The 24873-nt window shown below is 63.5% G+C and carries 31 protein-coding genes, 1 tRNA gene and 1 other RNA gene; 3 read left to right on the top strand and 30 right to left on the bottom strand.

The window, feature by feature from the left end; translation table 11 throughout:
* Positions 1-80: 80 nt before the first annotated feature.
* The 3 genes from EV699_RS05130 to EV699_RS05120 all read left to right on the top strand — a co-directional run bounded on the left by EV699_RS05130 (position 81) and on the right by EV699_RS05120 (position 3134).
* Positions 81-1349 (top strand): M48 family metallopeptidase, encoded by a 1269-nt coding sequence (locus EV699_RS05130; RefSeq protein ID WP_132539644.1) that lies wholly within the window; start codon positions 81-83, stop codon positions 1347-1349.
* Positions 1346-2359 (top strand): small ribosomal subunit biogenesis GTPase RsgA, encoded by a 1014-nt coding sequence (gene rsgA, locus EV699_RS05125; protein WP_132539642.1) that lies wholly within the window; start codon positions 1346-1348, stop codon positions 2357-2359. The genes EV699_RS05130 and rsgA overlap by 4 nt, the downstream gene beginning before the upstream one ends.
* Positions 2360-2525: 166 nt before the next feature.
* Positions 2526-3134 (top strand): peptidoglycan-binding domain-containing protein, encoded by a 609-nt coding sequence (locus EV699_RS05120; protein ID WP_165904036.1) that lies wholly within the window; start codon positions 2526-2528, stop codon positions 3132-3134.
* A gap of 77 nt (positions 3135-3211) precedes the next feature.
* Here EV699_RS05120 and EV699_RS05115 read toward each other — a convergent pair whose 3' ends face one another.
* From EV699_RS05115 to rplX, 30 genes are all read right to left on the bottom strand, one after another.
* Complete coding sequence (locus tag EV699_RS05115; protein WP_132539638.1) at positions 3212-3550, bottom strand: histidine triad nucleotide-binding protein; 339 nt, start codon at positions 3548-3550, stop codon at positions 3212-3214.
* 5 nt (positions 3551-3555) lie between these two features.
* The gene (locus EV699_RS05110) at positions 3556-4203 is read right to left on the bottom strand and encodes an alpha-ketoglutarate-dependent dioxygenase AlkB family protein (protein WP_243662567.1); all 648 of its coding nucleotides are present in this window, start codon (positions 4201-4203) and stop codon (positions 3556-3558) included.
* Between the two features lie 17 nt (positions 4204-4220).
* A complete protein-coding gene (recR, locus tag EV699_RS05105) occupies positions 4221-4820 on the bottom strand; it encodes a recombination mediator RecR (RefSeq protein ID WP_132539634.1) in 600 nt (199 codons plus the stop codon).
* A 4-nt stretch (positions 4821-4824) separates the two neighbouring features.
* Positions 4825-5151 (bottom strand): YbaB/EbfC family nucleoid-associated protein, encoded by a 327-nt coding sequence (locus EV699_RS05100; RefSeq protein WP_132539632.1) that lies wholly within the window; start codon positions 5149-5151, stop codon positions 4825-4827.
* 5 nt (positions 5152-5156) lie between these two features.
* Entirely contained in the window at positions 5157-7022 is a 1866-nt protein-coding gene (dnaX, locus tag EV699_RS05095; protein ID WP_132539630.1) for a DNA polymerase III subunit gamma/tau, read from the bottom strand.
* Between the two features lie 63 nt (positions 7023-7085).
* Positions 7086-7182: signal recognition particle sRNA small type (ffs, locus tag EV699_RS05090), an RNA gene on the bottom strand.
* Positions 7183-7249: 67 nt separating this feature from the next.
* Positions 7250-7340: transfer RNA gene (locus tag EV699_RS05085), tRNA-Ser, on the bottom strand.
* A 92-nt stretch (positions 7341-7432) separates the two neighbouring features.
* Positions 7433-9514: a polyribonucleotide nucleotidyltransferase gene (gene pnp / locus EV699_RS05080; RefSeq protein ID WP_132539628.1), complete on the bottom strand. Its 2082-nt coding sequence runs from the start codon at positions 9512-9514 to the stop codon at positions 7433-7435.
* A gap of 46 nt (positions 9515-9560) precedes the next feature.
* A complete protein-coding gene (rpsO, locus tag EV699_RS05075) occupies positions 9561-9830 on the bottom strand; it encodes a 30S ribosomal protein S15 (RefSeq protein ID WP_132539626.1) in 270 nt (89 codons plus the stop codon).
* Positions 9831-9924: 94 nt separating this feature from the next.
* Positions 9925-10872 (bottom strand): tRNA pseudouridine(55) synthase TruB, encoded by a 948-nt coding sequence (truB, locus tag EV699_RS05070; RefSeq protein WP_243662565.1) that lies wholly within the window; start codon positions 10870-10872, stop codon positions 9925-9927.
* Positions 10873-11259, bottom strand: coding sequence for a 30S ribosome-binding factor RbfA (gene rbfA, locus EV699_RS05065; RefSeq protein ID WP_132539624.1), 387 nt, complete (start codon positions 11257-11259; stop codon positions 10873-10875).
* A gap of 11 nt (positions 11260-11270) precedes the next feature.
* On the bottom strand, positions 11271-14177 hold the full coding sequence (infB, locus tag EV699_RS05060; protein ID WP_132539622.1) for a translation initiation factor IF-2: 2907 nt from the start codon (positions 14175-14177) through the stop codon (positions 11271-11273).
* A 25-nt stretch (positions 14178-14202) separates the two neighbouring features.
* Entirely contained in the window at positions 14203-15702 is a 1500-nt protein-coding gene (nusA, locus tag EV699_RS05055; RefSeq protein ID WP_132539620.1) for a transcription termination factor NusA, read from the bottom strand.
* Positions 15703-15728: 26 nt separating this feature from the next.
* Positions 15729-16181 (bottom strand): ribosome maturation factor RimP, encoded by a 453-nt coding sequence (gene rimP / locus EV699_RS05050; RefSeq protein ID WP_132539901.1) that lies wholly within the window; start codon positions 16179-16181, stop codon positions 15729-15731.
* 422 nt (positions 16182-16603) lie between these two features.
* Positions 16604-16969, bottom strand: a complete 366-nt coding sequence (gene rplQ, locus EV699_RS05045; RefSeq protein ID WP_132539618.1) for a 50S ribosomal protein L17 — start codon at positions 16967-16969, stop codon at positions 16604-16606.
* Positions 16970-17047: 78 nt separating this feature from the next.
* The gene (locus tag EV699_RS05040; RefSeq protein WP_132539616.1) at positions 17048-18052 is read right to left on the bottom strand and encodes a DNA-directed RNA polymerase subunit alpha; all 1005 of its coding nucleotides are present in this window, start codon (positions 18050-18052) and stop codon (positions 17048-17050) included.
* Positions 18053-18072: 20 nt separating this feature from the next.
* Positions 18073-18693, bottom strand: a complete 621-nt coding sequence (gene rpsD / locus EV699_RS05035; RefSeq protein ID WP_132539614.1) for a 30S ribosomal protein S4 — start codon at positions 18691-18693, stop codon at positions 18073-18075.
* 14 nt (positions 18694-18707) lie between these two features.
* Complete coding sequence (rpsK, locus tag EV699_RS05030; RefSeq protein WP_132539612.1) at positions 18708-19097, bottom strand: 30S ribosomal protein S11; 390 nt, start codon at positions 19095-19097, stop codon at positions 18708-18710.
* 49 nt (positions 19098-19146) lie between these two features.
* Positions 19147-19503, bottom strand: coding sequence for a 30S ribosomal protein S13 (rpsM, locus tag EV699_RS05025; protein WP_132539610.1), 357 nt, complete (start codon positions 19501-19503; stop codon positions 19147-19149).
* A 97-nt stretch (positions 19504-19600) separates the two neighbouring features.
* Positions 19601-19714, bottom strand: a complete 114-nt coding sequence (gene rpmJ, locus EV699_RS05020) for a 50S ribosomal protein L36 (RefSeq protein ID WP_132539608.1) — start codon at positions 19712-19714, stop codon at positions 19601-19603.
* A gap of 91 nt (positions 19715-19805) precedes the next feature.
* On the bottom strand, positions 19806-21134 hold the full coding sequence (gene secY / locus EV699_RS05015) for a preprotein translocase subunit SecY (RefSeq protein WP_132539606.1): 1329 nt from the start codon (positions 21132-21134) through the stop codon (positions 19806-19808).
* A gap of 5 nt (positions 21135-21139) precedes the next feature.
* Positions 21140-21574, bottom strand: coding sequence for a 50S ribosomal protein L15 (rplO, locus tag EV699_RS05010; protein ID WP_132539604.1), 435 nt, complete (start codon positions 21572-21574; stop codon positions 21140-21142).
* A 2-nt stretch (positions 21575-21576) separates the two neighbouring features.
* On the bottom strand, positions 21577-21765 hold the full coding sequence (gene rpmD / locus EV699_RS05005; RefSeq protein ID WP_132539602.1) for a 50S ribosomal protein L30: 189 nt from the start codon (positions 21763-21765) through the stop codon (positions 21577-21579).
* A 3-nt stretch (positions 21766-21768) separates the two neighbouring features.
* Positions 21769-22278: a 30S ribosomal protein S5 gene (gene rpsE, locus EV699_RS05000; protein ID WP_132539600.1), complete on the bottom strand. Its 510-nt coding sequence runs from the start codon at positions 22276-22278 to the stop codon at positions 21769-21771.
* A gap of 11 nt (positions 22279-22289) precedes the next feature.
* Positions 22290-22643: a 50S ribosomal protein L18 gene (rplR, locus tag EV699_RS04995; protein ID WP_132539598.1), complete on the bottom strand. Its 354-nt coding sequence runs from the start codon at positions 22641-22643 to the stop codon at positions 22290-22292.
* 11 nt (positions 22644-22654) lie between these two features.
* A complete protein-coding gene (gene rplF / locus EV699_RS04990; RefSeq protein WP_132539596.1) occupies positions 22655-23188 on the bottom strand; it encodes a 50S ribosomal protein L6 in 534 nt (177 codons plus the stop codon).
* A gap of 19 nt (positions 23189-23207) precedes the next feature.
* Positions 23208-23603 (bottom strand): 30S ribosomal protein S8, encoded by a 396-nt coding sequence (gene rpsH, locus EV699_RS04985; RefSeq protein WP_132539594.1) that lies wholly within the window; start codon positions 23601-23603, stop codon positions 23208-23210.
* 80 nt (positions 23604-23683) lie between these two features.
* Complete coding sequence (gene rpsN / locus EV699_RS04980; protein ID WP_132539592.1) at positions 23684-23989, bottom strand: 30S ribosomal protein S14; 306 nt, start codon at positions 23987-23989, stop codon at positions 23684-23686.
* A 14-nt stretch (positions 23990-24003) separates the two neighbouring features.
* The gene (rplE, locus tag EV699_RS04975) at positions 24004-24543 is read right to left on the bottom strand and encodes a 50S ribosomal protein L5 (RefSeq protein WP_132539590.1); all 540 of its coding nucleotides are present in this window, start codon (positions 24541-24543) and stop codon (positions 24004-24006) included.
* A 12-nt stretch (positions 24544-24555) separates the two neighbouring features.
* Positions 24556-24873: a 50S ribosomal protein L24 gene (gene rplX / locus EV699_RS04970; RefSeq protein ID WP_132539588.1), complete on the bottom strand. Its 318-nt coding sequence runs from the start codon at positions 24871-24873 to the stop codon at positions 24556-24558.

The following is a 24873-nucleotide window of genomic DNA, read 5'->3' as shown; positions in this document are numbered from 1 at the left end:
CCTCGGTGGTGCGGTCGCGGGTTCGGTTGCGGCCCCCGGAGCCGACCGCTACCCTGCGCCCGCTCCTGGAGTCCGCCCTCATGCAAGCGCACGATTTTACGCTGATCTTCCTGACACTGCTGGTGCTCGGCACGGCCCTGCAGCTGTGGCTGGCCTGGCGCCACAACCATCACGTGGCGCGTCACCGCGACCGCGTGCCGGGCGCCTTCGCCGCCAGCGTGAGCCTCGCCGAGCACCAGCGGGCCGCCGACTACACGCGTGCGCGCACCCGCCTCGGCGCCGTCGAACTGCTGCTCGGTGCGCTGGTGCTGCTCGGCTGGACGCTCGGCGGCGGCCTCGATGCGCTCGACCGGCTGTGGCGGGGCTTCGGCCTCGGCTCGATCGCGACCGGGGTCGGCGTGATCGTCAGCGCGCTGCTGCTCGGCGGGCTGCTCGAGCTGCCGCTGCGGATCTACCGGCAGTTCGTGCTGGAGGCGCGTTTCGGCTTCAACCGCAGCCCGGCGGGCCTGTTCGTCGCCGATCTGGCCAAGGGCATGCTGGTGTCGCTGGCCTTCGGCGTGCCGCTGACGGCGCTCGTGCTGTGGCTGATGGAGGCCGGCGGTGCGCGCTGGTGGCTGTGGGTGTGGGGCGTGTGGGCCGGTTTCAACCTGCTGATGCTGTGGGCCTACCCGACGCTCATCGCGCCGCTGTTCAACGCCTTCACACCGCTCGCCGACACCGCCCTGCGTGCCCGCATCGAAGCCCTGCTGGCGCGCTGCGGCTTCAAGGCCTCGGGGGTGTTCGTGATGGACGGCTCACGGCGTTCGGGCCACGGCAACGCGTACTTCACCGGCATCGGCAAGGCCAAGCGCATCGTCTTCTACGACACCCTGCTCGACCGGCTCGCGACCGACGAGGTCGAGGCCGTGCTCGCGCACGAGCTCGGCCATTTCCACCACCGGCACGTGCTGGCACGCGTGGTGGTGCTGTTCGCCACCAGCCTGGCGGCGCTCGTGCTGCTCGACTGGCTGCTCGTCCAGCCGTGGTTCTTCGCCGGGCTCGGCGTCACCCACCCCTCGCCGTACCTGGGCCTGCTGCTGTTCCTGCTCGCCGCGGGCAGCTTCTTCATCTTCCTGCAGCCGCTCGGGGCCTGGGTGTCGCGCCGCCACGAGTTCGAGGCCGACGCCTACGCCGCGGCCCAGAGCGACGGCGCCGCGCTGGTGCACGCGCTGGTGCGCCTGTACCGGGACAACGCCACCACGCTGACGCCCGACCCGCTGCATTCGGCGTTCTACGACTCGCACCCGCCGGCACCGATCCGCATCGCCCATCTGGAGGCGCTGCTGCAACGCCCGCGGGCCAGCGCATGAGCGGGCGCCGGCTCACGCGGCGCCAGATCGAGCGCATCCGCGACAGCCAGGCACAGCGACGCGAACGCGCCCGCGACCGCGCCGGCGACGCCGCCGAGGCGCTGCTCGACGGCGACCTGGAGCCGCCGCAGGCGGGGCGTGTGGTCGCCAACCACGGCGCGTCGCTGATCGTGGCCGCCGCCGATGCGAGCCTGCACCGCTGCCTGGTGCGGCAGAACCTCGGTGCGCTCGCCTGTGGCGACCACGTGCTGTGGCAGGCGGCGCGCTCGGGCGACGGCGTGGTGGTGGCGGTCGAGCCGCGCCGCTCGCTGCTGTCGCGCCCCGACTACGGCGGCCGGCTCAAGCCGGTGGCCGCGAACCTCGATCAGGTCGCCGTGGTGATCGCGGTCGCGCCCGATTTCAACGAGTTCCTGATCGACCGCTATCTGGTGGCGATCGCCCTGATCGGCGTCGAACCGCTGATCGTCGTCAACAAGATCGACCTGCTCGACGACGCCGGCCGCGAACGCGTCGACGCGCGCCTCGCGACCTACCGGCGCATCGGCTACACGGTGCTCCCCGCCAGCACCCGTGCCGCCCACGGTCTCGACGCCCTGCGCGCGCGGCTCGGTAGCCACACGAGCATCCTCGTCGGCCAGTCGGGGGTGGGGAAATCATCGCTGGTGCAGGCGCTGCTGCCCGATCTCGACATCCAGACGCGCGCGCTGTCGGCGGCCACCGGGCACGGCACCCACACCACCACCACCACGATGCTCTACCACCTGCCCGGCGGTGGCGAACTGATCGACTCGCCCGGCGTGCGCAGCTTCGAGCTTGCCGAGGTCAGCCCCGGCGAACTCGAGCGCGGCTTCGTCGAGTTCGCGCCCTACCTCGGACATTGCCGCTTCGGTGACTGCAGCCACCGTGTCGAACCGGGCTGCGCGCTGCTCGCCGCGGTGGCCGAAGGCGCCGTCGACCCGCGCCGCTTGGCGGCGTTCCACCAGATCCGCGACAGCCTCGCGGCACGTTGACAGGCGCCGGCGTACGCACTTGTGCGACTCCACCGCCCCGCCTAAGATGCGGCCCTCGCCGGGCTGCCCGCAATGGCCCGGCACCCCAGCCCCGCCGTCGTCAGCTTCGCCCATGAGGTCGCCCGCACGGTGGCGGTGCAGCGCCCGCCCTGGTTCCGGAGACACCATGAAACGCATTGCCCTGCTCGGCCTGCTCGGCCTGCTGCCCTTCACCTCGTTCGCAGCCGATAAGGATGGCTCTTTCGCGCCCAAGGGCGCGGGCATGCTGTCGTGCGAGGCCTTCGTCAAGATCGCCGAGTCGAAGGGGCCGGATGCGGCACGCCTGATCGGATGGATCGAGGGCTATATCACCGCGGTCAACCAGACCGCTACCGACACCTATGACATCGCTCCCTGGCAGCCCCCTGAACTGCTCGGCGAACTGATCCTCAACCACTGCCGCAAGAACCCCAAGGACTCGGTGTTCGCCGTCAACCGTGCGCTGATCTCCAGCATGGCGAAAGAGCGCCTGACGGCCAAGTCGGAGATCGTCGAGATCAAGGAAGGTGACAAGAAGGGTGCGATGTACGCGGAAACCCTGAAGCGCGCGCAGCAGTCCCTGAAGGACAAGGGGGTGTTCAGCGGCACGGCCGACGGCAAGTGGGGCGGCAAGACGCGCGACGCCCTCAAGGCCTTCCAGAAGAAGGAGGGGCTGCAGGAAACCGGCCTGCCCGATCCGATCACCTTGGCACGCCTGTTCCAGCCGTCCAACGGTGGCCAGTCGGCACCGAAGTAAGGCGCGCTACCGCGCCCCCTTACCCGAGACCCCGCACAGGCGGGGTCTTTCGTTTCAGCGGCAGAAGCAGCCGCCCCTCAGCCCGGCGGCCACTTCATGCGCCGCCCGCCGAGCAGGTGCAGGTGGAAAACGTCCTGCCCGCCATCGGCGTTGCAGTTCAGCACCAGCCGGAAACCCGTGCCGTCGACGACGAGGTCGCGTGCGAGTTTCTGCGCCGTGAGCGTCATCGCCCCCACCAGGCCCGCGTCGTCGGGAGCGAGATCGTTGAGCGTGGCGATGTGGCGGCGCGGTATCACCAGGACGTGTACCGGCGCCTGGGGGCTGATGTCGTGGAAGGCGAGCACGTGCTCGTCCTCATAGGCGATGCGGGCGGGGATCGCTCCCGCCACGATCTTGCAGAAGATGCAGTCACTCATCGGCGTCACTCGGTGTGCTGGTCAGGGTGGATGAATCGAAACGTGAGATTGACGCGCGGCCCGACGACGCCGGTGCGCTTGGGCAGGCAGTGCTCCCAGTGGCGCTGGGTGACGCCGTGCATCAGCAGCAGGCTGCCGTGCGCGAGCGTCAGGCGCTGCAGCGGTAACCCGTTGACGCGACGGGCCCGGTGGCGCAGCAGGAAATCGCGTTCGGCGCCGAAACTGAGCGAGGCGATCACCGGCTCCGCCCCCAGTTCGGGTTCGTCGTCGGCGTGCCAGGCCACGCTGTCACGGCCGTCGCGGTAGAAGTTGAGCAACACCGCGTTGAAGGCATGGCCGGTCGTCGCCTCGACCTTCGCCCGCAGCGTGGTGAGGCCACGGTTCCACGGCAGCGCCTGCATGGCGATGCCCGAGTAGGCGTAGTCGCGCCCGGCGTCGCCGTACCACGCGGTGAGGCGCGGCACCGGTATCTCACGGCCCTGGATGCGGATCACGTCGCGGCGCCAGGCGATGGCGCCCGGCTGCAGCAGCCAGGCGAGGCAGCGATCGGCCCGCCCGGCATCGAGCCACGCGGGCCAGTAGTCCCAGGCGCCCCCCGGCAGCGCGGTGCGCTCGCAGGTAGCGGTGCTGGCGAACAGGTCGGCCGTGATCACGGTCGTCGCGACGCGCCTCAGACCTCGCGCCGGCCGGAAAAGGCGTGCGCGAGCGTGCCGCCGTCGATGTATTCGAGTTCGCCGCCCATCGGCACGCCGTGGGCGATGCGCGTGCTGCGGATGCCGCGTTCGCGCGCGAGCATGGCGAGGTAGTGCGCCGTCGCCTCGCCTTCGACGGTGGGATTGGTGGCGAGGATCAGTTCACGCACCTGGCCTTCGTCGAGCCGGGCTTCGAGCCGATCGAGCCCCAGTTCCGAGGGACCGATGCCGTCGAGCGGCGACAGCCGCCCCATCAGCACGAAATACTGGCCGCGGAAGCCCGTGGCCTGTTCGATCGCCAGCACGTCGGCCGGCGTCTCGACCACACACAGCAGGCTGGCGTCACGTGCGGGATCCGCGCACACGCTGCACAGCTCGGCCTCGCTGAGGTTGCGGCAGCGGCGGCAGTGGCGCACCCCCTCGGCGGCGGCGAGAAGCGCGTGGGCCAGGCGTTCGGCCCCGACCCGGTCGCGCTCGACGAGATGAAAGGCCATGCGGCTCGCCGACTTCGGCCCGACGCCGGGCAGGCAACGCAGGGCCTCCATCAGTTGTCCGAGCAGGCGCGGGTAGGCGGCCACGGCCTCAGAACGGCAGCTTGAGGTCCGCCGGCAATCCGAGCCCCGCGGTCATGCCGGACAGGCGCTCCTGGCTCACGCGCTCGACCTTGCGCACGGCATCGTTGAAGGCCGCCGCGACCAGATCTTCCAGCATGTCCTTGTCGTCGGCGAGCAGGCTGGGATCGATACTCACCCGCCGCACCTCGTGCCGCCCGGTCAGCACGACCTGCACCAGGCCACCGCCGGACTCCCCCGAAATCTCCATCGCCGCAATCTCGGCCTGCGCCTTCTGCAGGTTTTCCTGCATCTTCTGGGCCTGCTTCATCAGGTTGCCCAAGCCGCCTTTGATCATGGCAGTTACTCCTCGCTGACTGAATCGGATGGGATCGCGACCGGTACGGGCTCGCTGTCGAGCGGCGTGATCGATCCGGGGCGCAGCTTTGCCTCGAAGGTGGAAAGCAAGGTGCGTACCATCGGATCGTCACGAAACGCACGTTCGGCCGCCGACTGCCGCTCGTCCGCCCGGCGCCTGGCTTCCGCCGCCGGCGTCCGCAACGGCGCGGCACTGGTATCGATCTGCAGGCGCAGGGATGTTCCAAAATGCCGCGCCAGGGCGGCTTCGAGGCGCTCTTCGGCTTGTGGCGTGCGCGCGCGCGCCATCGCGGGATCCAGCCAGAGCGTGACCCGAGCGCCGTCGCGATGCCCCCACGAGCAATGGCGTGCGAGCTCGAGCGTCAGGCCGCGCAGATCCAGCACCGCGAGCAACGCTTCCCAGTCGACCGCCGCGGCTGCCGGGGTCGACGGCGCCGGCGCACGCGGTCCGCCGCCCGCCACGGATGGCTCGACCGCCACCGGCGGCGCAGGCGGCGGCGCCGCTTCGGTGCACGCGACGACTTCCTTGCCCTGAGTCGGTGCCTGAGGCTCGCCGGCAGGGACGCGTGTGTCCGGCCGTGGCACCGCGACGATTCGCTCCGTCGCCGGGGTGGACCGCTCCGCAGCGACGACGGTCGCGCTCTCCGAACGCCCGCCGAGTGCCGCCGACAATGCCGCCGCCCCACGCCGCCGGCCGCCGGTCGGCCCCGGCGGCGCCCCCGCGCCGGGCGGTGGGGTCTCGTCGCGCCGCACGGGCGCCGCTTCGGTGGCCGGACGGAAACACAGCATGCGCAGCAGCCCCATCTCGAAGCCGCCCCGCGGGTCCGGGGCGAGCGGCAGGTCGCGGCGGGCGTGCAAGCCGATCTGGTAGTAAAGCTGCACGTCTTCCGGCGACATCCGCGCCGCGAGCCCGGCGACGACCTCGGCATCGAAATGCTCGTCCAGCGGCGCGCCCGGCACCAGCTGCACCACCGCGACGCGCTGCCACAGCGCGAGCAGGTCGGCGAGCACGGCCCCGTAGTCCGGCGCCTGGCGGTCCAGTTGCTCGATCGCGGCGAACAGCGCCTCGGCCTCGCCGTCCGCCAGCGCCGCCGCGAGGTGCAGCACGTGCCGGCGGTCGATGGTGCCCAGCATCGCCGCGGTGTCGGCGGCGAGCACGCGGCCGTTGCCGAAGGCGATGGCCTGATCGAGCAGGCTCAGCGCATCGCGCATGCTGCCGTCGCCCGCCCGGGCGATGAGGTCGAGGGCGGCGACCTCCGCGCTGATGCCCTCCTCGCCCAGGATGTAGGCGAGATGCCGCGCGATCGCCGGGCTGGGCAGGCGCTTCAGGCTGAACTGCAGGCAGCGCGACAGCACCGTGACCGGCAGCTTCTGCGGATCGGTGGTGGCGAGCAGGAACTTGACGTGCGGCGGCGGCTCTTCGAGCGTTTTCAGCAGCGCATTGAAGCTGTGCGCCGACAGCATGTGCACCTCGTCGATGAGGTACACCTTGTAGCGGCCGAGCGTGGGCGCGTACTGGACGTTCTCCAGCAGCTCACGCGTATCCTCGACCTTGGTACGCGACGCGGCGTCGACCTCGATCAGGTCGACGAAGCGGCCCTCGTCGATCTCGCGGCAGGCCGTGCACTCGCCACAGGGCGTGGAGCTGACGCCGCGCTGGCAATTGAGCGACTTGGCGAGAATGCGTGACAGCGTGGTCTTGCCCACGCCCCGCGTGCCGGTGAACAGGAACGCGTGGTGCAGACGGTCGTGATCGAGCGCGTTACCGAGTGCCCGCACGACGTGCTCCTGGCCGACCAGTTGCGCGAAGTTGCGCGGCCGCCACTTGCGGGCCAAAACCTGGTGACTCATGGGCGCCTGGAGGTTCTCGGGAGCGGGCCGACACTATATCGGAACGGCATCGGGGGTGGCGACCCGTGCCAGCCACACCCCGGCGCCCGATACAGCTGCTGCCGCTGCTCCCTTCCGGGCCTGACGGGGTTCACAGCTTCTCGTCGCGAGGGGACCGGCACGGGCCACCATAGCAACCGGTGTACAAGCGCGAAGCCACCTGATCAGGCGGCTTCCGACAAGATCATTGGCGGAGAAGGAGGGATTCGAACCCTCGATACGGTGTTACCGTATACACGATTTCCAGTCGTGCGCCTTCGACCACTCGGCCACTTCTCCGGGATCCTGCTGGAACGGCCTCCGACCCTGAGGCGCCAGCGGCGCGCGAGAATAACCGCTTGCCGCCGGGGCCACAAGGTCGCGCCGGAACGTCAGTCGACCGACTTCATGGTGAGGCGCACGCGCCCCTGCTTGTCGATCTCCATCACCTTCACGCGCACGGTATCGCCCACGGTGAGCTTGTCGGTCACCGCCTGCAGGCGCTCGTCGCAGATCTGGGAGATGTGCACCATCCCGTCCCGACCCGGAAGGATGCTGACGAAGGCGCCGAAGTCCATGATGCGGACCACCTTGCCTTCGTACACCGTGCCGACTTCGACGTCCGCGGTGATCTGCTCGATCCGCCGCCGGGCTTCGTCGCTGGCACGCTTGTCGACGGCAGCGATCTTCACCGTTCCGTCGTCTTCGATGTCGATCGTCGTCCCGGTTTCCTCGGTGAGGGCCCGGATCACCGCACCGCCCTTGCCGATGACGTCACGGATCTTGTCGGGGTTGATCTTGATGGTGACGATGCGCGGGGCGAAGGCCGAGATGTCGGCGCGCGGCGCGGCGATCACGGCGTTCATGCAGCCGAGGATGTGCAAGCGTCCCTCGCGCGCCTGGGCGAGCGCCGCCTGCATGATCTCCTTGGTGATGCCGTCGATCTTGATGTCCATCTGCAGCGCCGTCACGCCGCGCTCGGTACCGGCGACCTTGAAGTCCATGTCGCCCAGATGATCCTCGTCACCGAGGATGTCGGACAGCACCGCGAAGCGCTCGCCTTCCTTGATCAGCCCCATGGCGATGCCGGCGACCGGCGCCCGCACGGGCACGCCCGCATCCATCAGCGCGAGGCTGCTGCCACACACCGAGGCCATCGAACTCGATCCGTTCGATTCGGTGATTTCCGACACGATGCGCACGACATAGGGGAACTTCTCCATGTCGGGCATGACCGCTTGGACGCCGCGCTTCGCCAGCCGCCCGTGACCGATCTCGCGGCGCTTCGGGCTGCCGACCCGGCCGGTCTCACCGACCGAGAACGGCGGGAAGTTGTAATGCAGCATGAAGGGCTCGCGGTACTCGCCCTCGATCGCATCGATGATCTGCGAATCGCGGCCGGTGCCGAGCGTGGTGACCACCAGGGCCTGCGTTTCGCCACGCGTGAACAAGGCCGAACCGTGCGTGCGCGGCAGCACGCCGACACGGATGTTGATGGGACGCACGGTGCGGGTGTCGCGCCCGTCGATGCGCGGATGCCCGTCGAGGATGCGATCGCGGACGATGCGGTACTCGAGGTTGGCGAAGGCATTCCTGACCGCCTCCGCCGGATACGCCGGGCTGTCACCGGCCGCGAGGCGCTCGAGCGCCGTCGCGCGGACTTCACGCACGCGGCTCTGCCGGTCCTGCTTGACGGCGATCTGGTACGCGTCCACCAGCGCCCCGCCCGCAGCATCGCGCACCGCGGCATCCAGATCGGCGTCACCCGCCGGCGGCGTCCACGCCCAAGGGGCGACACCAACCGCGGCGACGAGCTCGCGAATGGCGTCGATCGCCGCCTGCATCTGCTCGTGGCCGAACACGACGGCCCCCAGCATCACGTCCTCCGACAGCTCATGCGCCTCGGACTCGACCATCAGCACGGCGTTCGAGGTACCTGCCACGACCAGATCGAGCTGGGATTCTGCAAGCTCGGCATGGGTCGGATTGAGGAGGTAACGACCGTCCCGATAGCCCACGCGGGCTGCACCGATGGGGCCGTTGAAGGGCATGCCCGACAGGGCGACGGCAGCGGAGGCGCCGATCAAGGCCGGAATGTCGGGATCGACCTCGCTGTTCACCGACAGCACGGTCGCGATGATCTGGACCTCGTTGTAAAACCCTTCCGGAAACAGCGGTCGCAGCGGACGGTCGATGAGGCGCGACGTCAGGGTCTCCTTCTCGGAGGGTCGTCCTTCGCGACGGAAGAACCCCCCGGGGATGCGACCTGCCGCATAGGTTCGCTCCTGGTAGTCGACCGTCAACGGGAAGAAATCACGACCAGGAGCGGCTTCCTTGGCGCCGACCGCCGTCACCAGCACCACGGTGTCGGCCATGCTGACGATCACCGCACCGTCGGCCTGACGCGCGATCTCGCCGGTTTCGAGCGTGACGGCATGATTGCCGTACTGAAAGGTCTTACTTACTGCTGCCACGGAACCATCCTAGAAAACTTGCGGAAAGGCGAAAGACACCGGAGGTTCAGCGACGCAGTCCCAAGCGGGCGATCAGTTCCTGGTAGCGCGGCGCATCGTTGCGCTTGAGGTAATCGAGCAGCTTGCGGCGCTGGTTGACCATCTTCAGCAGCCCCTGGCGGGAGTGATGATCCTGCTTGTGCGCCGAGAAATGCGGCTGCAGCCCATTGATGCGGGCGGTCAGCAGGGCGACCTGTACTTCGGGCGAGCCGGTATCGGCGGCCGCGCGCTGAAACTCCTGCACGACTTGCGCCTTGTGTTCGGTGCTCAGAGACATGGGTGAAACTCCAGATTCGGTATGGTGCGTTGAACGCGAAATTGTAACGACGCCCCAAGGGCGTCACAAGCAAGACCTCGCCGGGCTGCGCACGTCACGCCCCCGCTCCCGGCAGCAGAACACGACGCGGTGCGACACGACCGTCGTCGAGAACCTCTCCCAGCCCCACGAAACGGCCACCGTCGGCATAGACGCGCACCCAGCCCTGCCGCGGCGCCGTGCGTGTCTGCACGGCGTTGCCACAGACGAAATAGTGCGCGGCATCCGCGCCCAGGCGGACCTCGGGCCAATCGACCAGGGCCGAATCGATCGGCAGCAGCCATGCATCGAGGGCCGCATCGCCCCCGTTCTCGGCGCATTCCCGCAGCGCCTCGAGCGTCACCATCCGCGTCGCGTCGTAAGGTGCGACCTCGGTGCGGCGCAAGGACACGACATGGGCACCACAACCCAGTGCGGCACCGATATCGACGGCGAGGGTGCGTATGTAGGTGCCCTTCGAACAGCGCACATCCGCGGTGAAACTCGTGTCGTCCCAGCCGAGCAGGGTCAGCGCGTGGATGGTGACGGGACGGGGCTCCCGCTCGACCTCCACCCCCTTGCGCGCCAGGCGATACAAGGGCTGCCCCTCTCGCTTCAGGGCCGAATGCATCGGCGGGACCTGCAGGATCTCGCCACGGAAGCGCTCGAATACCGTCTCGAACACCGCCCGGTCGTAGCGTTCGACCGGCCGCTCCTCGAGGACGGCGCCCTCGGCGTCCCCCGTGCTCGTCGTGATACCGAGGCGTGCGGTGAAGCGGTAGCCCTTGGTCGCCTCCAGCAGGCGCCCCGACACCTTGGTGGCCTCACCGAACAACAGCGGCAACAGGCCGGTCGCCAGCGGATCGAGGCTGCCGCCGTGCCCCGCCTTGCGCGCCCCGTAGATGCCCCGGACGATCTGCAGGGCCAGGTTGGACGACAGCCCTGCGGGCTTGTCGAGCAGCACGATGCCGTGGACATCGCGCCGCTCCCGACGGCGCCGCGGTGCGTCCTGCTGCACCATCATTCAGTCGGTCTCGTCGTCGCTGCGATGCCGGGCGGCATCGGCCGCAACGGCAGCATCGATCAGGGATGACAGGCGGGCGCCGCGCTCGATGGATTCGTCATAGGTGAAGACGATGCGGGGTACGGTGCGGATGCGCATTTCGCGACCGAGCAACTGCCGCAAGTGCGCGGCGTGCTCGGCGAGCAGGCGCATGACGTCGGTACGTGCCTGCGCATCGCCGAGGAAGGTGACGAACACCTTGGCGTGCGCGAGATCCCGCGAAACCTCGACCCCGGTAATCGACACCATCAGCACGCGCGGATCGCCGATCTCGCTGCGGATGAGCGCGGCGAGATCGCGTCGAATCTGCTCGCCGATGCGGCGGGTACGCGAGAACTCCCTTGGCACGGGTCAGCCCCTCACAGCGTGCGCTGAACTTCGATGCGCTCGAAGACCTCGATGTGGTCCCCTTCGCGCACGTCGTTGTAGTTGCGCACGCCGATGCCGCATTCAAAGCCCTGGCGCACCTCGGCCACGTCATCCTTGAACCGGCGCAAGGAATCGAGTTCGCCCTCGAAGATCACCACATGGTCACGCAGCACGCGGATCGGTGCACTGCGCTTGACGATACCGTCGATCACCATGCAGCCCGCGATGGCGCCGAACTTCGGGTGGCGGAATACCTGGCGCACCTGTACCAGCCCGATGATCTGCTCCTTGACTTCGGGCGACAGCATGCCGGACAGCGCCTTCTTGATCTCGTCGATGACGTCGTAGATCACGCTGTAGTAGTGCAGATCGACGCCTTCCTCCTCGATCACCTTCTTCGCGGCGCTGTCGGCACGCACGTTGAAGCCGATGAGGACGGCCTCCGAAGCGACGGCCAGATTCGCATCGGACTCGTTGATCGCGCCCACGCCGGCGGACACGATCTTGACGCGCACCTCCGCCGTCGACAACTTGGTGAGGGCGTCGGAGAGGGCTTCGGCAGAGCCTTGCACGTCCGTCTTGAGCACGACGTTGAGCGTCGCAACGGCCCCCGCTTCCATCTGGCTGAACACGTTCTCCAGCTTGGCCTTCTGCTGGCGCGCCAGCTTGACCTCGCGGAACTTGCCCTGCCGGAACAAGGCGATCTCCCGCGCCTTGCGCTCGTCGCTGACCACCACGACTTCGTCCCCGGCATTCGGCGTGCCCGACAGGCCCAGCACTTCGACCGGAATCGAAGGCCCGGCCTCGTCCACCTGCTGGCCGTTCTCGTCCAGCATCGCGCGCACCCGCCCGTATTCGAGGCCGGTCAGCAGGATGTCGCCCTTGCGCAGCGTGCCGCTTTGCACCAGCACCGATGCGACCGGGCCACGCCCCTTGTCCAATCGCGACTCGATGACCGCGCCCTTGGCCGGTCCGTCGACGACCGCCTTGAGTTCGAGCACCTCGGCCTGCACCAGAATCTTGTCGAGAAGGTCATCGACGCCCTGCCCGCTCTTGGCCGATACGTAGGCAAAGAGCGTGTCGCCGCCCCACTCCTCCGAGATCACCTCGTGCTGCGACAGTTCGCTCTTGACGCGCTCCAGGTCGATCGAGGACTTGTCGATCTTGTTGACGGCCACCACCAGGGGCACGCCGGCCGCCTTGGCGTGCTGGATCGCCTCGACCGTCTGCGGCATCACGCCATCGTCAGCCGCGACGACCAGCACGACGATGTCGGTGACTTTGGCACCGCGGGCGCGCATGGCGGTGAACGCCGCATGGCCCGGGGTATCGAGGAAGGTGATCACCCCCTTCGGAGTTTCGACGTGGTAGGCACCGATGTGCTGCGTGATGCCGCCCGCCTCCCCGGCCGCCACCTTGGTGCGACGGATGTAATCGAGCAGCGAGGTCTTGCCGTGGTCGACATGGCCCATGATCGTGACCACGGGCGCACGCGGACGTTCTTCGTTATGGCTCGCCCCCGTTTCGGCGGCGAGTTCATCCTCCAGCGCGCTCTCCGACAGCAGCTTGTACGGATGCCCCATCTCTTCGGCGACGATCGCAGCCGTTTCCTGATCCAGGACCTGGTTGATCGTGACCATGGTGCCGAGCTTCATCAGCGCCTTGATCACCTCGGTCGCCTTCACCGCCATCTTCTGCGCAAGTTCCGCGACCGTGATCGTCTCGGGGATCGCGATCTCGCGTGCGACCGGCGCCACGGGCTTCACGAAAGCCTGCTTGTTCTCCGCGACACTCGCCAGACGCCCGGCCTTGCCCCCCTTGCGACCCTTCCCCCGACGATCGCTGTCGGACTCGAACTTTCCACCGCGCTCCTCAGCCCCATCCCGTCGCTTCCCGCGCGTGTCGTCACGCCGCCGCCCGGCCCCGGCATCCGGCGCCGGTGTAGCCGTCGTCACTACCGCCGTCGCCTCCGCTGGAGCACTGCGCCTGCGCGTCTCATCACCCCCGCGAGGCGAGGCTGCCGTGGACGGCACGCCACTGCGCTCCGGGCGCTCACTGCGCGCGGGGCGGTCGGTACGGGCCGCCGGCGCCGGCGGCCCTCCTTCCGGTCGTGCAGGCCGACGGGCAGGCGCTGCGGCGGGTGCCGCGGGCGCGGCTTCCTCGCGAACCTGCTTCTTCGAAATGACACCAACGACCTTCGGCCGAAGCTGCGCGTCGACAACCTCCGCACGCAGCACCGGTTCGCTCACGTCACCGCGCGGCCGCGCCCCGAACTCCTGACGCGGGCGCGCCAGCACCGCCGTCGAGCGCGTAATCGCCGGACGCGGCGCCACGGGCGCCGAGGGCTTCACGTTCGCTTCAACGGGCACAGCCTCCTCGAGCGACGATTTCTCGTCCGCTGCAGAGGAGGCGATGGCAGCAATTTCCTGGAATTCGCTGTCATCCCGATGGGCTTCGGCAGCCTCGAACAATTCCTGCTCGTGCTCCGCCACGACCTGGCCGATGTCGGCATCGGGAGCAATCTGAGGCTCCACACCGACCGACACCTCTCCAGCCTCTGCAGACGAGGTCAACTCCGCAGGCGTCTGCCGCTTGACATAGGTGCGCTTCTTCCGCACCTCGACGCTCACCGTCTTGACCTGCCCTGGCGCTCCCGAAACCTTGATTTCGCTGTGCGTCTTACGCTGCAGCGTAATCTTGCGCGGCTCCGCGATGCTCAAAGACTCCTTCTTGCCGTGGCTCTTCCGTAAATGAGCGAGCAGATCGAGTTTCTGCTTGTCAGTAATCGTCGCTTCCGCGCCGCTGACGACAATTCCTGCTTCCGCCAATTGGACCAGAAGCCGCTCAACGGGCGTTCCAACCACTGCTGCGAACTGCCTAACCGTGACGTCTGTCATGTATTCTGTGCCCCGCCGTCGCCGGCTACGCCTGCTGCTCGTTGCTAAACCACGGTGCGCGTGCAGCCATGATCAGCGCAGCTGCGCGCTCTGCGCCAAGCGCAGTCATATCGATGAGATCGTCGACCGACAACTCCGCCAACGCCTCCTGCGTAGCAACGCCTTTGCCGGCCAAGAGATATGCCAGTTCCTCGTCCATGCCTTCGAGCGCCAGCAGATCACTCGCCGGCTCGGCATTTCCCACTTGCTCCTCTGCCGCGATCGCGCGCGTCAGCAAGGCATCACGCGCCCTGCCACGCAGCTCGTCTACGATGTCGGCATCAAATTCGCTGATCTCCAGCATCTCGTGTGCCGGCACATAGGCGATCTCTTCGAGACTTGAAAAACCTTCCCGCACCAAGATGACTGCTACTTCCTCATCGACATCGAGCGCCGCCATGAACATCTCCTGCAGCGCCTGAACCTCAAGGCCGCTCTTGGCCTCAGCCTGAGCGACCGTCATCACGTTCAGTTCCCATCCGGTCAGCTCACTCGCCAGCCGGACATTCTGCCCGCCCCGGCCGATCGCCTGCGATAGTTTCTCCTCCGCCACGGCGATGTCCATACTATGGCGATCCTCATCGACCACGATGGAGACGACTTCTGCCGGAGACATCGCGTTGATGACGAACTGCGCCGGGTTGTCGTTCCACAGGACGATATCGATGCGTTCGCCACCGAGTTCGTTCGAAACACTCTGGACGCGTGAACCTCGCATACCCACACAAGCACCTACCGGATCGATGCGTTGATCGTTCGTCTTCACCGCGATCTTCGCCCGCACCCCGGGGTCCCGTGCCGCACCCTTGATTTCGATGACGCCCTGACCGACTTCCGGCACTTCGAGCTTGAACAGTTCGATCAGGAACTCAGGCGCCACCCGCGTGAGGAACAGTTGCGGACCACGCGGCTCGTAATGCACATCCTTCAGGTAACCGCGAATCCTGTCGCCATTACGGACCGGCTCGCGCGCAATCATGTCTTCGCGCACCACCAGGGCCTCGACATTGCCGCCCAGGTCCACGATCACGTTGCCGCGCTCCACCCGCTTGACCACGCCGCTGATCAACTCACCCTTGCGGTGCAGGTAAGCATCCACGATCTGCGCGCGTTCGGCCTCGCGAACCTTCTGCACGATCACCTGCTTGGCCGTTTGTGCAGCAATGCGGCCGAAGCCGGCATTTTCGAGCACTTCGTCGATGAAGTCCCCCACGGCGGCGCCCGGCTTGATCTCGCGGGCGCGATCAAGCGTCAACTGACGATCGACCTCACTGATCTCGTCGCCGTCGCCCACCACCGCCCATCGACGAAACGTCTGGTATTCGCCAGTCTTCCGGTTGATTTCGACCCACACATCGGGATCGCCTGCATAGCGTTTCTTCGCAGCCGAAGCCAGGGCCGCTTCGATCGCTTCGAAAATGACAGCCTTGCTGACACCCTTCTCATTCGAGACGGCATCAACGACGCCCAGAATTTCTTTACTCATATCCGACGCATCCCCTATCCGATCAGTTATTCGGGAACCAATCGAGCCCTGTCAATCCGATCGAGCGGGATGGTGACCTCGCCCTCTTCGCAAATCAGAGTCACCGCACCTTCACGCAGGCCGCCCAGTACCCCTCTGTATTTCCGCCGCCCATTCAGTGGAACGCTAAGCTGAATCTTTGCCTCACGCCCCTCGAACCGCTGGAAATGCTCGACGGTAAACAACGGCCTGTCGAGACCCGGCGACGAAACCTCCAGCGTGTACCGGCTTGGAATCGGATCGGCCACATCAAGCACCCCACTGACCTGGCCACTGACGCGCTGACAATCGTCGAGGGTTATGCCATTGCCATGATCGATATAGATCCGCAGCAGGGCGTTCACCGAGTTAGGATGAAACTCGATCCCAACCAGTTCGTAGCCCATCCCCACGACAACGGGACCAAGCAATTCGTGCAGTTTGTAATGATCCGCCCGCATCTGTCCGCCAAAACTAAAAGTGGGCCGATGGCCCACTCTCGACGATCACCGATTTCAACCCTACCATACGCATAATCGCATCGTGATAAGGTATCAATACAAAAAAAGCCCATGAAGGGCCCCGTCTAAAAACCAACATCCACATTCAGTTTGTCACCTTACCACTCAGGGGTGACACTGACAAGCCCTCGCCTTGATTCCTTGGGCAAACCATACAAGCATCAACACAAGCCTAAAACCTGCTTAATACGCAACGACAGGGAGGATGCGAGGGATCCTCGCATCTCACAGTCAAATTGTACCGCCGCAGCTTCTCACTCCCTCAGGACACTCCCCTGTGTCTACTCTCTGGTTTAGTTCGAGGCTGCCGGTCGGTTGGCTTTGCCACGTCTGCTTAGACGCAGCGACGTAACTTGCTTCAATTAATCTGAAGCGCGATCCACCAGCTCAACATAAGCCATCGGAGCGTTGTCTCCGGCACGGAAACCACACTTCAGAATGCGCAGATAACCACCGGGGCGAATCTTGTAGCGCGGCCCGAGCTCTCCAAACAATTTTGTCACGGCATCCCTGTCCCGCAAGCGGGAGAACGCCAACCGACGCCCGGCGAGACTATCCGTTTTCGCCAGGGTAATAAGCGGTTCAGCCACCCGTCGCAGCTCCTTAGCTTTCGGAAGCGTCGTCTTGATCACCTCGTGGGTTATCAAAGACGCCGCCATATTTCGAAACATCGCCTGCCGATGACTGCTCGTACGGTTAAGCTTACGGCCTGATTTATGATGACGCATCTAGAAACTTCCTTAAGAAGTTAAACCAATACCAGCCGCGAAGCGTGCCCTGCACTTCGCCGACCTCGTCCAGGGCTGTTACGCCGTCGCGCGATCGTCGTCACGCCCAGACAGCCCCACGGGCGGCCAATTTTCGAGCTTCATTCCCAATGACAGGCCGTGCGATGCGAGGACATCTTTAATCTCGGTAAGAGATTTCTTGCCCAAGTTTGGAGTTTTCAACAACTCCACCTCAGTGCGCTGAATCAGGTCGCCAATGTAGTAAATGCTCTCGGCCTTGAGGCAATTCGCAGAGCGAACCGTAAGCTCAAGATCATCGACCGGACGCAACAAGATCGGGTCGATATCAACCTGTTCCTGCAACGGCTCGACCTCTTCCTTGCCCTTAAGATCAACGAACACTGACAACTGATCCAGCAGAATACGCGCAGCGCTACGAATCGCCTCTTCGGGATCAATGGTGCCATTGGTCTCGATGTCGATGATCAGCTTGTCCAAATTCGTCCGCTGCTCGACACGAGCGCTTTCTACCTTGTAGCTCACCCGACTAATCGGACTGAATGACGCATCCAGTTGCAGCCTTCCGATTGGCCGACTTTCACCTTCACCCAAATGCCGCTGGGTCGCCGGTTCATAGCCACGACCACGGGCAACCTTCAGCCTCATATTGAGTTCGCCACTCTTCGTGAGAGTTGCGATCACATAGTTCGGCTCAATGATCTCAACCGCGTGCGTTGCCTCGATATCACTGGCCAATACCGGGCCTGGGCCCTTCTTGCTGAGCGTGAGGGTCGCCTCGCTGACACCGTGCATCACCAGCGAAAGACCCTTCAAGTTCAAAAGAATATCAATGACATCCTCTTGCACGCCCTCTATTGACGAGTACTCATGAAGGACGCCTTCAATCTCGCACTCTACAACAGCTGCCCCGGGAATCGACGACAGCAGAATCCTGCGCAGCGCATTCCCGAGTGTGTGCCCAAAACCCCGCTCCAAGGGCTCAAGCGTGACACGTGCACTCTTTTCACCGATACGCTCCACATCAACGATGCGCGGCTTAAGAAAATCGAAAGAGCCCGACATCTGCGATGTCCTCCCGGCAATTACTTGGAGTACAACTCCACAACCAGAGCTTCATTGATGTCGGCCGGAAGGTCTCCGCGATCCGGGACCCGCTTAAAGACCCCCGACATCTTGGAGGTATCGACATCCAGCCACTCGGCAAAACCACGCGACTGCGCCAGCGCCAGAGACTGCTGAATGCGGGCTTGATTGCGTGACTTTTCGCGCACCGAAATCACGTCTTCGGATTTGAGCGCATAAGACGGAATATTGGTCGTCGCGCCATTGACCAAAACCGCCTTGTGCGAAACCAGCTGGCGTGCCTCTGCACGCGTCGCCCCAAAGCCCATGCGGTAAACGACGTTATCCAGTCTCGACTCCAGCAACTTCAGCAGGTTCTCACCCGTGGAGCCTTTACGGCGCGCCGCTTCTTCGTAGTAACGCCTGAACTGCCGCTCCAATACACCATAGATACGGCGGAGCTTCTGCTTTTCACGCAGCTGCAGACCATAGTCAGACAAGCGCGCACGCTTCGCGCCATGCTGGCCAGGAGCGCGCTCAATATTGCATTTCGACTCCAACGAACGAGCCGACGACTTCAGCCCCAGGTCGACGCCTTCGCGACGACTCAGCTTGCATTTTGGACCAATATACCTTGCCACGACCGAAACCTCACTTAAACCCGACGCTTCTTCGGCGGACGGCAGCCGTTATGAGGAATCGGCGTGACATCCATAATATTCGTGATCTTGAAGCCTTGGGCATTCAGAGCCCGAACAGCGGATTCCCGCCCTGGACCCGGCCCTTTAACATTGACTTCGAGATTCTTTAAGCCAAATTCCTTGACCACCGATCCGGCACGCTCCGCGGCAACCTGTGCTGCAAATGGCGTACTCTTGCGCGACCCGCGAAAGCCCGACCCACCCGAAGTCGCCCACGCAAGCGTATTGCCTTGGCGATCGGTAATGGTAATGATGGTGTTGTTGAAGGACGCATGGATATGCGCCACGCCATCAACCACGTTCTTCTTAACGCGCTTGCGCGTTTTAGCGGCAGGTTTTGCCATTACATACACCTAGTAGCAATGATTGTTGAGAACATCGCGCTCAACCGCATCACTTCTTGATCGCCCGACGCGGACCCTTGCGAGTACGAGCATTGGTGCGAGTGCGCTGCCCGCGTAACGGCAAACCACGACGGTGCCTGAGACCGCGGTAACACCCCAAATCCATCAGGCGCTTGATGTTCATCGAGACTTCACGACGCAAGTCGCCTTCGACAACAAACTTCGCGACTTCCGCCCGCAAGACTTCGACCTGCGCTTCGACCAGATCCTTGACCTTGGTTTCGGGAGCGACGCCCGCATTTGCACAGATCAAGCGGGCGCGGGTTGTCCCCACCCCATAGATCGATTGCAATGCGATCACCACATGCTTGTTGACCGGAATGTTGATGCCAGCGATACGGGCCATCTAAATGAACTCCCAAAAAACCGTCGTGCGTAACCGTCATCGCGGAAAAGCGAAGGATTCTACACATTCAGCATGAGCTTGGCAACAATGCCTGATTTTATCCCTGCCGCTGCTTGTGTCGGGCATCTTTGCAGATCACCCGGACGATACCCTCTCGCCGCACGATCTTGCAGTTGCGGCACAGCTTCTTGACCGATGCACGTACTTTCATTTCGCTCTCCTACAGCGACTGTGTTCTGAGTTTCGAACCAGCGCCATAATGATTCAGAAATTCCGACTTCTCACTCGACCGCTTTGCCAACTCAGCGCAGGGTCGTACCACCAGGCTTGAAATTGGCCTTTTTCATCAAGCTGTCGTACTGATGCGACATCAGATGCGCTTGAACCTGTGCCATGAAATCCATGACAACCACGACGATGATCAGCAGCGATGTCCCACCGAAGTAAAACGGCACCCTCCAATACAGGATCAGGAACTCCGGAAGCAGACAGACCGCAGTGATATAAACCGCACCAGCGAGCGTAAGCCGCGTCAGTACCTTATCGATATATCCCGCCGTTTGCGCCCCTGGTCGAATCCCCGGGATGAAAGCGCCCGACTTCTTCAACTGCTCTGCCGTTTCCCGCGAATTGAACACGAGGGCCGTATAAAAGAAGCAAAAAAAGATAATCAATGCAGCATACAAGACAACGTATAGCGGCTGCCCCGGCGAAAGCATCGAGCTTATGTCCCGAAGCCATGCCATGCCGGGAGCCGAAGAAAACCAGTTACCAAGCGTGGCAGGAAACAAGATCAGGCTCGAGGCAAAAATGGGTGGAATGACACCCGCCATGTTCAGCTTGAGAGGTAAATGGCTCGACTGGGCGGCATAAACTTGGCGGCCCTGCTGGCGTTTGGCATAGTTAACGGTTATACGACGCTGTCCTCGTTCCACAAAAATGACGAGAGCAGTAACCGCAACCGCAATGACCAGCAAGGCGATGACCAGAATCGCGTTCAGCTCCCCGGTGCGAGCAAGTTCGAGCGTCCCGCCCAAAGCGCCGGGCAGGCCTGCCACGATACCGGCGAAGATGATCATGGAAATTCCATTACCAATTCCGCGCTCCGTAACCTGCTCACCCAGCCACATCAGGAACATGGTGCCTGCCACCAGCGTGACCGCGGCGATCGAAATAAAGCCGATTCCCGGGTTGGGCACCACGTGCTGACCTGCAGCAACCTGGCTCTGCAAGGCAATGCTGACACCTACCGACTGAAACGCGGCCAATACCAGCGTCAGATAACGCGTGTACTGTGTAATCTTGCGCCGCCCCGCATTACCTTCCTTTTTCAAATGCTCCAGAGACGGCACGATCACGGTCAACAGTTGAACGATGATCGAAGCCGAAATGTAAGGCATGATGCCCAAGGCGAAAATGCTCAACCGCGACAAGGCACCACCCGAAAACATGTTGAACATGTCCAGGATGGTTCCTCGCTGCTGCTGAAAGAGGTTTGCCATCGCATGCGGATCGATGCCCGGCACCGGTATATGCGTTCCAATACGGAACACTACAAGCGCCCCGAGCAGAAACAGCAGGCGCTGTCGCAGCTCCGTCATCTTTCCCATCGAAGGCAGCGATGTCGACATAGTCTCTACTCTTCGACCTTACCGCCGGCAGCTTCGATTGCTGCACGCGCCCCTTTGCTAACGTTCACGCCGCGGACAACGACAGCACGCACGAATTCGCCGGACAAGATTATGCGTGCCCTGGTAGCGAACTGAGGAACGACATTCGCAGCCTTCAAGCTGACCAAGTCGATCGTATCGCCTTCGACATAGTTGAGTTCGTGCAAACGAACCTCAGCGGTAGCATGATCATTCGGAGCCCGGAACCCGTGCTTGGGAAGGCGCCGCTGCAGTGGCATCTGACCACCTTCGAAGCCGACCTTGTGGAAGCCGCCCGCACGCGAATGCTGCCCCTTATGTCCCCGGCCGCAGGTCTTGCCCAATCCCGAGCCCATTCCGCGCCCGACCCGCTTAGCGGCCTGGCGAGCGCCAGGAGCAAACGTCAGTGAATTTAGGCGCATGATCAGACTTCCTCGATCTTCAGCAAATAATGCACCTTGCTGATCATGCCGCGGTTCTCCGGCGTGTCGAGCACGATGGAACTATGATGCATCCGGCGCAGCCCCAAACCGCGCACGCATGCCTTGTGAGCAGCGAGCCGTCCGGCGGTGCTCTTGACCAAAGTCAATCGAACCTGCTTAGGCATCGACATACATCAGCCCCCAATTTCAACAACGGACTTGCCGCGCTTAGCGGCAATGTAATCCGGTGAAGCCATTAGTTTTAATCCATTAATGGTGGCACGAACCACGTTTACCGGATTGCGCGAACCGACGCATTTCGCCAGCACATCCTTCACACCCACCACCTCGAAGACGGCGCGCATGGCACCTCCGGCGATAATGCCGGTACCTTCGGAAGCCGGCTGCATAAACACTCGTGCTGCACCGTGTTCCGCCGACAACGGGTGCTGCAAGGTGGTCCCTGCCAGCGTCACATTGCTCATGTTCTTGCGCGCCTTTTCCATGGCTTTCTGAATCGCTACAGGCACTTCTCGCGCTTTGCCGTAGCCGAAGCCAACCCGCCCCTGACCATCACCAACAACGGTCAGCGCCGTAAAACCGAACTGACGCCCGCCTTTGACGACCTTGGCCACGCGATTGACGGCGATGAGCTTTTCATGCAGACCATCGGTGCTCTGCGAAGACTCAACATTGCTTGCCATTGGCTAACCCCTTAGAACTGCAATCCGCCTTCGCGGGCCGCATCAGCCAAGGCCTTGACGCGGCCATGGTACTTGAAGCCGGAGCGATCAAAGGCCACCTCGGTGATACCCTTGCTGGTCGCTTTCTCGGCGATGGCCTTACCTACTGCGCGCGCGGCATCGATATTCCCTGTCGACTTCAGCGCCCCGGCTATGGCCGACTCCAAGGTCGAAGCGGCCGCCAGTACCTCGGCACCATTCGGAGCGATAATCTGCGCATAAATGTGCCGAGGCGTGCGGTGAACGCACAGGCGCACGGCACCCAACTCGCGGATCTTGGTCCTGGAACGCAATCCCCGGCGAATACGGGCAGCTTTCTTGTCCATTGCGGCAACTCTCACTTCTTCTTGGCTTCTTTGAGGACGATGACCTCGTCCGCGTAACGCACACCCTTGCCCTTGTAAGGCTCCGGTGGACGGAACGCCCGAATTTTGGCCGCAACCTGACCGACTTGCTGCTTGTCCACGCCTTTGACGATGATGTCCGTCTGGCTCGGCGTTTCCACGCTCACGCCTTTCGGAACTTCGAAAGCGACGGGGTGAGAGAAACCGAGTGTCAGATTGAGAACTGCACCCTGGGCTTGTGCACGATAGCCAACGCCGACAAGTTGCAGTTTGCGTTCAAAGCCCTGGCTTACGCCCATCACCATGTTCTGGAGCAAAGCCCGCATGGTGCCCGCCATGGCCCGGTGATGCGCCTCTTCCGATGCCGGGACAACCTTGACTTGGTTGTTCTCGGCGACCGCCTGCACGGTGGGATGGAGTTGGAGCTCCATCGTTCCTTTCATGCCTTTTACCGTCACCTTACCGGCATCAAGCGACAAGCTAACGCCCGCGGGAATGTCGACCGGTTTTTTCGCTACACGAGACATAACGAAGATCTCCTAGCGATCAGGCGACGATGCACAACACTTCGCCACCGTGCCCCGCAGCGCGCGCCGCACGATCGCTCATGATGCCATGTGACGTTGATACGATCGCCACGCCCAGTCCACCCATCACTTTCGGCAGATCGGCGCAGCCCCGGAATATACGCAGTCCAGGACGACTTACCCTTTGAATCGTCTCGATGACGGGGCGCCCCAGATGATATTTGAGCACAATCGTCAAGATCGGCTTGCCATCGGCTTCACTTACCGAATAGGCAGCAATATAGCCTTCATCCTTGAGCACCTGGCAAACCGCGACCTTTAGCTTTGAGGAAGGCAGCACGACCTGTGTTTTACCGGCAGCTTGGCCGTTGCGGATTCGGGTCAACAGATCCGCAATAGGATCACTCATACTCATAATGAACTACGCTCCGTCATGGTCAGTGTCAGGGCCGCGCTTGGTTCGTGCCCATCGACTTAAAGACTGGAAAAACTTCTTTACCAGCTCGCCTTGCGCAGGCCGGGGACGTCACCGCGCATTGCCGCTTCACGCAGCTTATTTCGCGAAAGGCCAAACTTGCGGTAGAAGCCGTGAGGCCGACCGGTCAACCGGCAACGGTTGCGGATACGGACCGGACTGGCATCACGCGGCATGGCCTGCAGTTTCGCCTGAGCCTCTCGCCTCGCCTCGTCATCACTTCCCGGATTGCTGATCACAGCTTTCAGTTCGGCGCGCCGCTGGGCGTATTTCTTGACCGTAGCAATGCGTTTGGCTTCGCGATTCTTCATTGACAACTTAGCCATGACCGAACTCCGGATCAGTTGCGGAACGGGAAGTTGAAAGCGGCCAGCAATGCCCGCCCTTCTTCATCCGTACGTGCCGTGGTGGTAATGGTGATGTCCATGCCACGAACGGCATCAACGCGATCGTAATCGATCTCAGGAAACATGATCTGCTCCTTGAGACCCATGCTGAAATTGCCACGCCCGTCGAAAGCACGGCCGTTAATTCCGCGGAAATCACGAATCCGTGGCATGGCAATGCTGATCAGTCGGTCGAGGAACTCGTACATGCGCTCGCGACGCAGCGTCACCTTGCAACCGATCGGCCAGCCTTCGCGGATCTTGAAACCAGCGATTGACTGACGGGCCAGCGTCACCACCGGCTTCTGCCCGGCGATGGCTGTCATATCACCGACCGCGTGCTCAATCACCTTCTTGTCGCCCACGGCTTCACCAACCCCCATATTAAGGGTGATCTTGGTGATGCGCGGCACTTCCATTACATTTCTGTAACCGAAACGCTCGGTAAGTTGTTTTACCACCACGTCACGGTAGTGGTCATGCAATCTTGCCATCGGAATCTAGCCTCAGACGTCCACAATCTCGTTGTTGGACTTGAAGTAACGAACCTTGCGGCCATCATCGAGGATTCGGAAACCGACGCGGTCGGCACACTTGGTCGCAGGATTGAACAGCGCCACATTTGAAACGTGGAGAGACGCTTCACGCTCAATGATGCCGCCCGCCACACCACGGGTGGGATTCGGCTTCGCATGCTTCTTGATCATGTTCACGCCTTCGACGAACACACGCTCGTCGGCGGTAACACGGATCACCTTGCCAGTGCGGCCTTTATCTTTGCCGGCGACGATGATGACTTCGTCACCCTTTCTGATCTTGCGCAT

This window comes from Plasticicumulans lactativorans (assembly GCF_004341245.1).
Taxonomy (GTDB): domain Bacteria; phylum Pseudomonadota; class Gammaproteobacteria; order Competibacterales; family Competibacteraceae; genus Plasticicumulans_A; species Plasticicumulans_A lactativorans.
The sequence above is the reverse complement of the archived record's forward strand: the minus strand, read 5'-3'. Positions and strand labels throughout refer to the sequence as shown.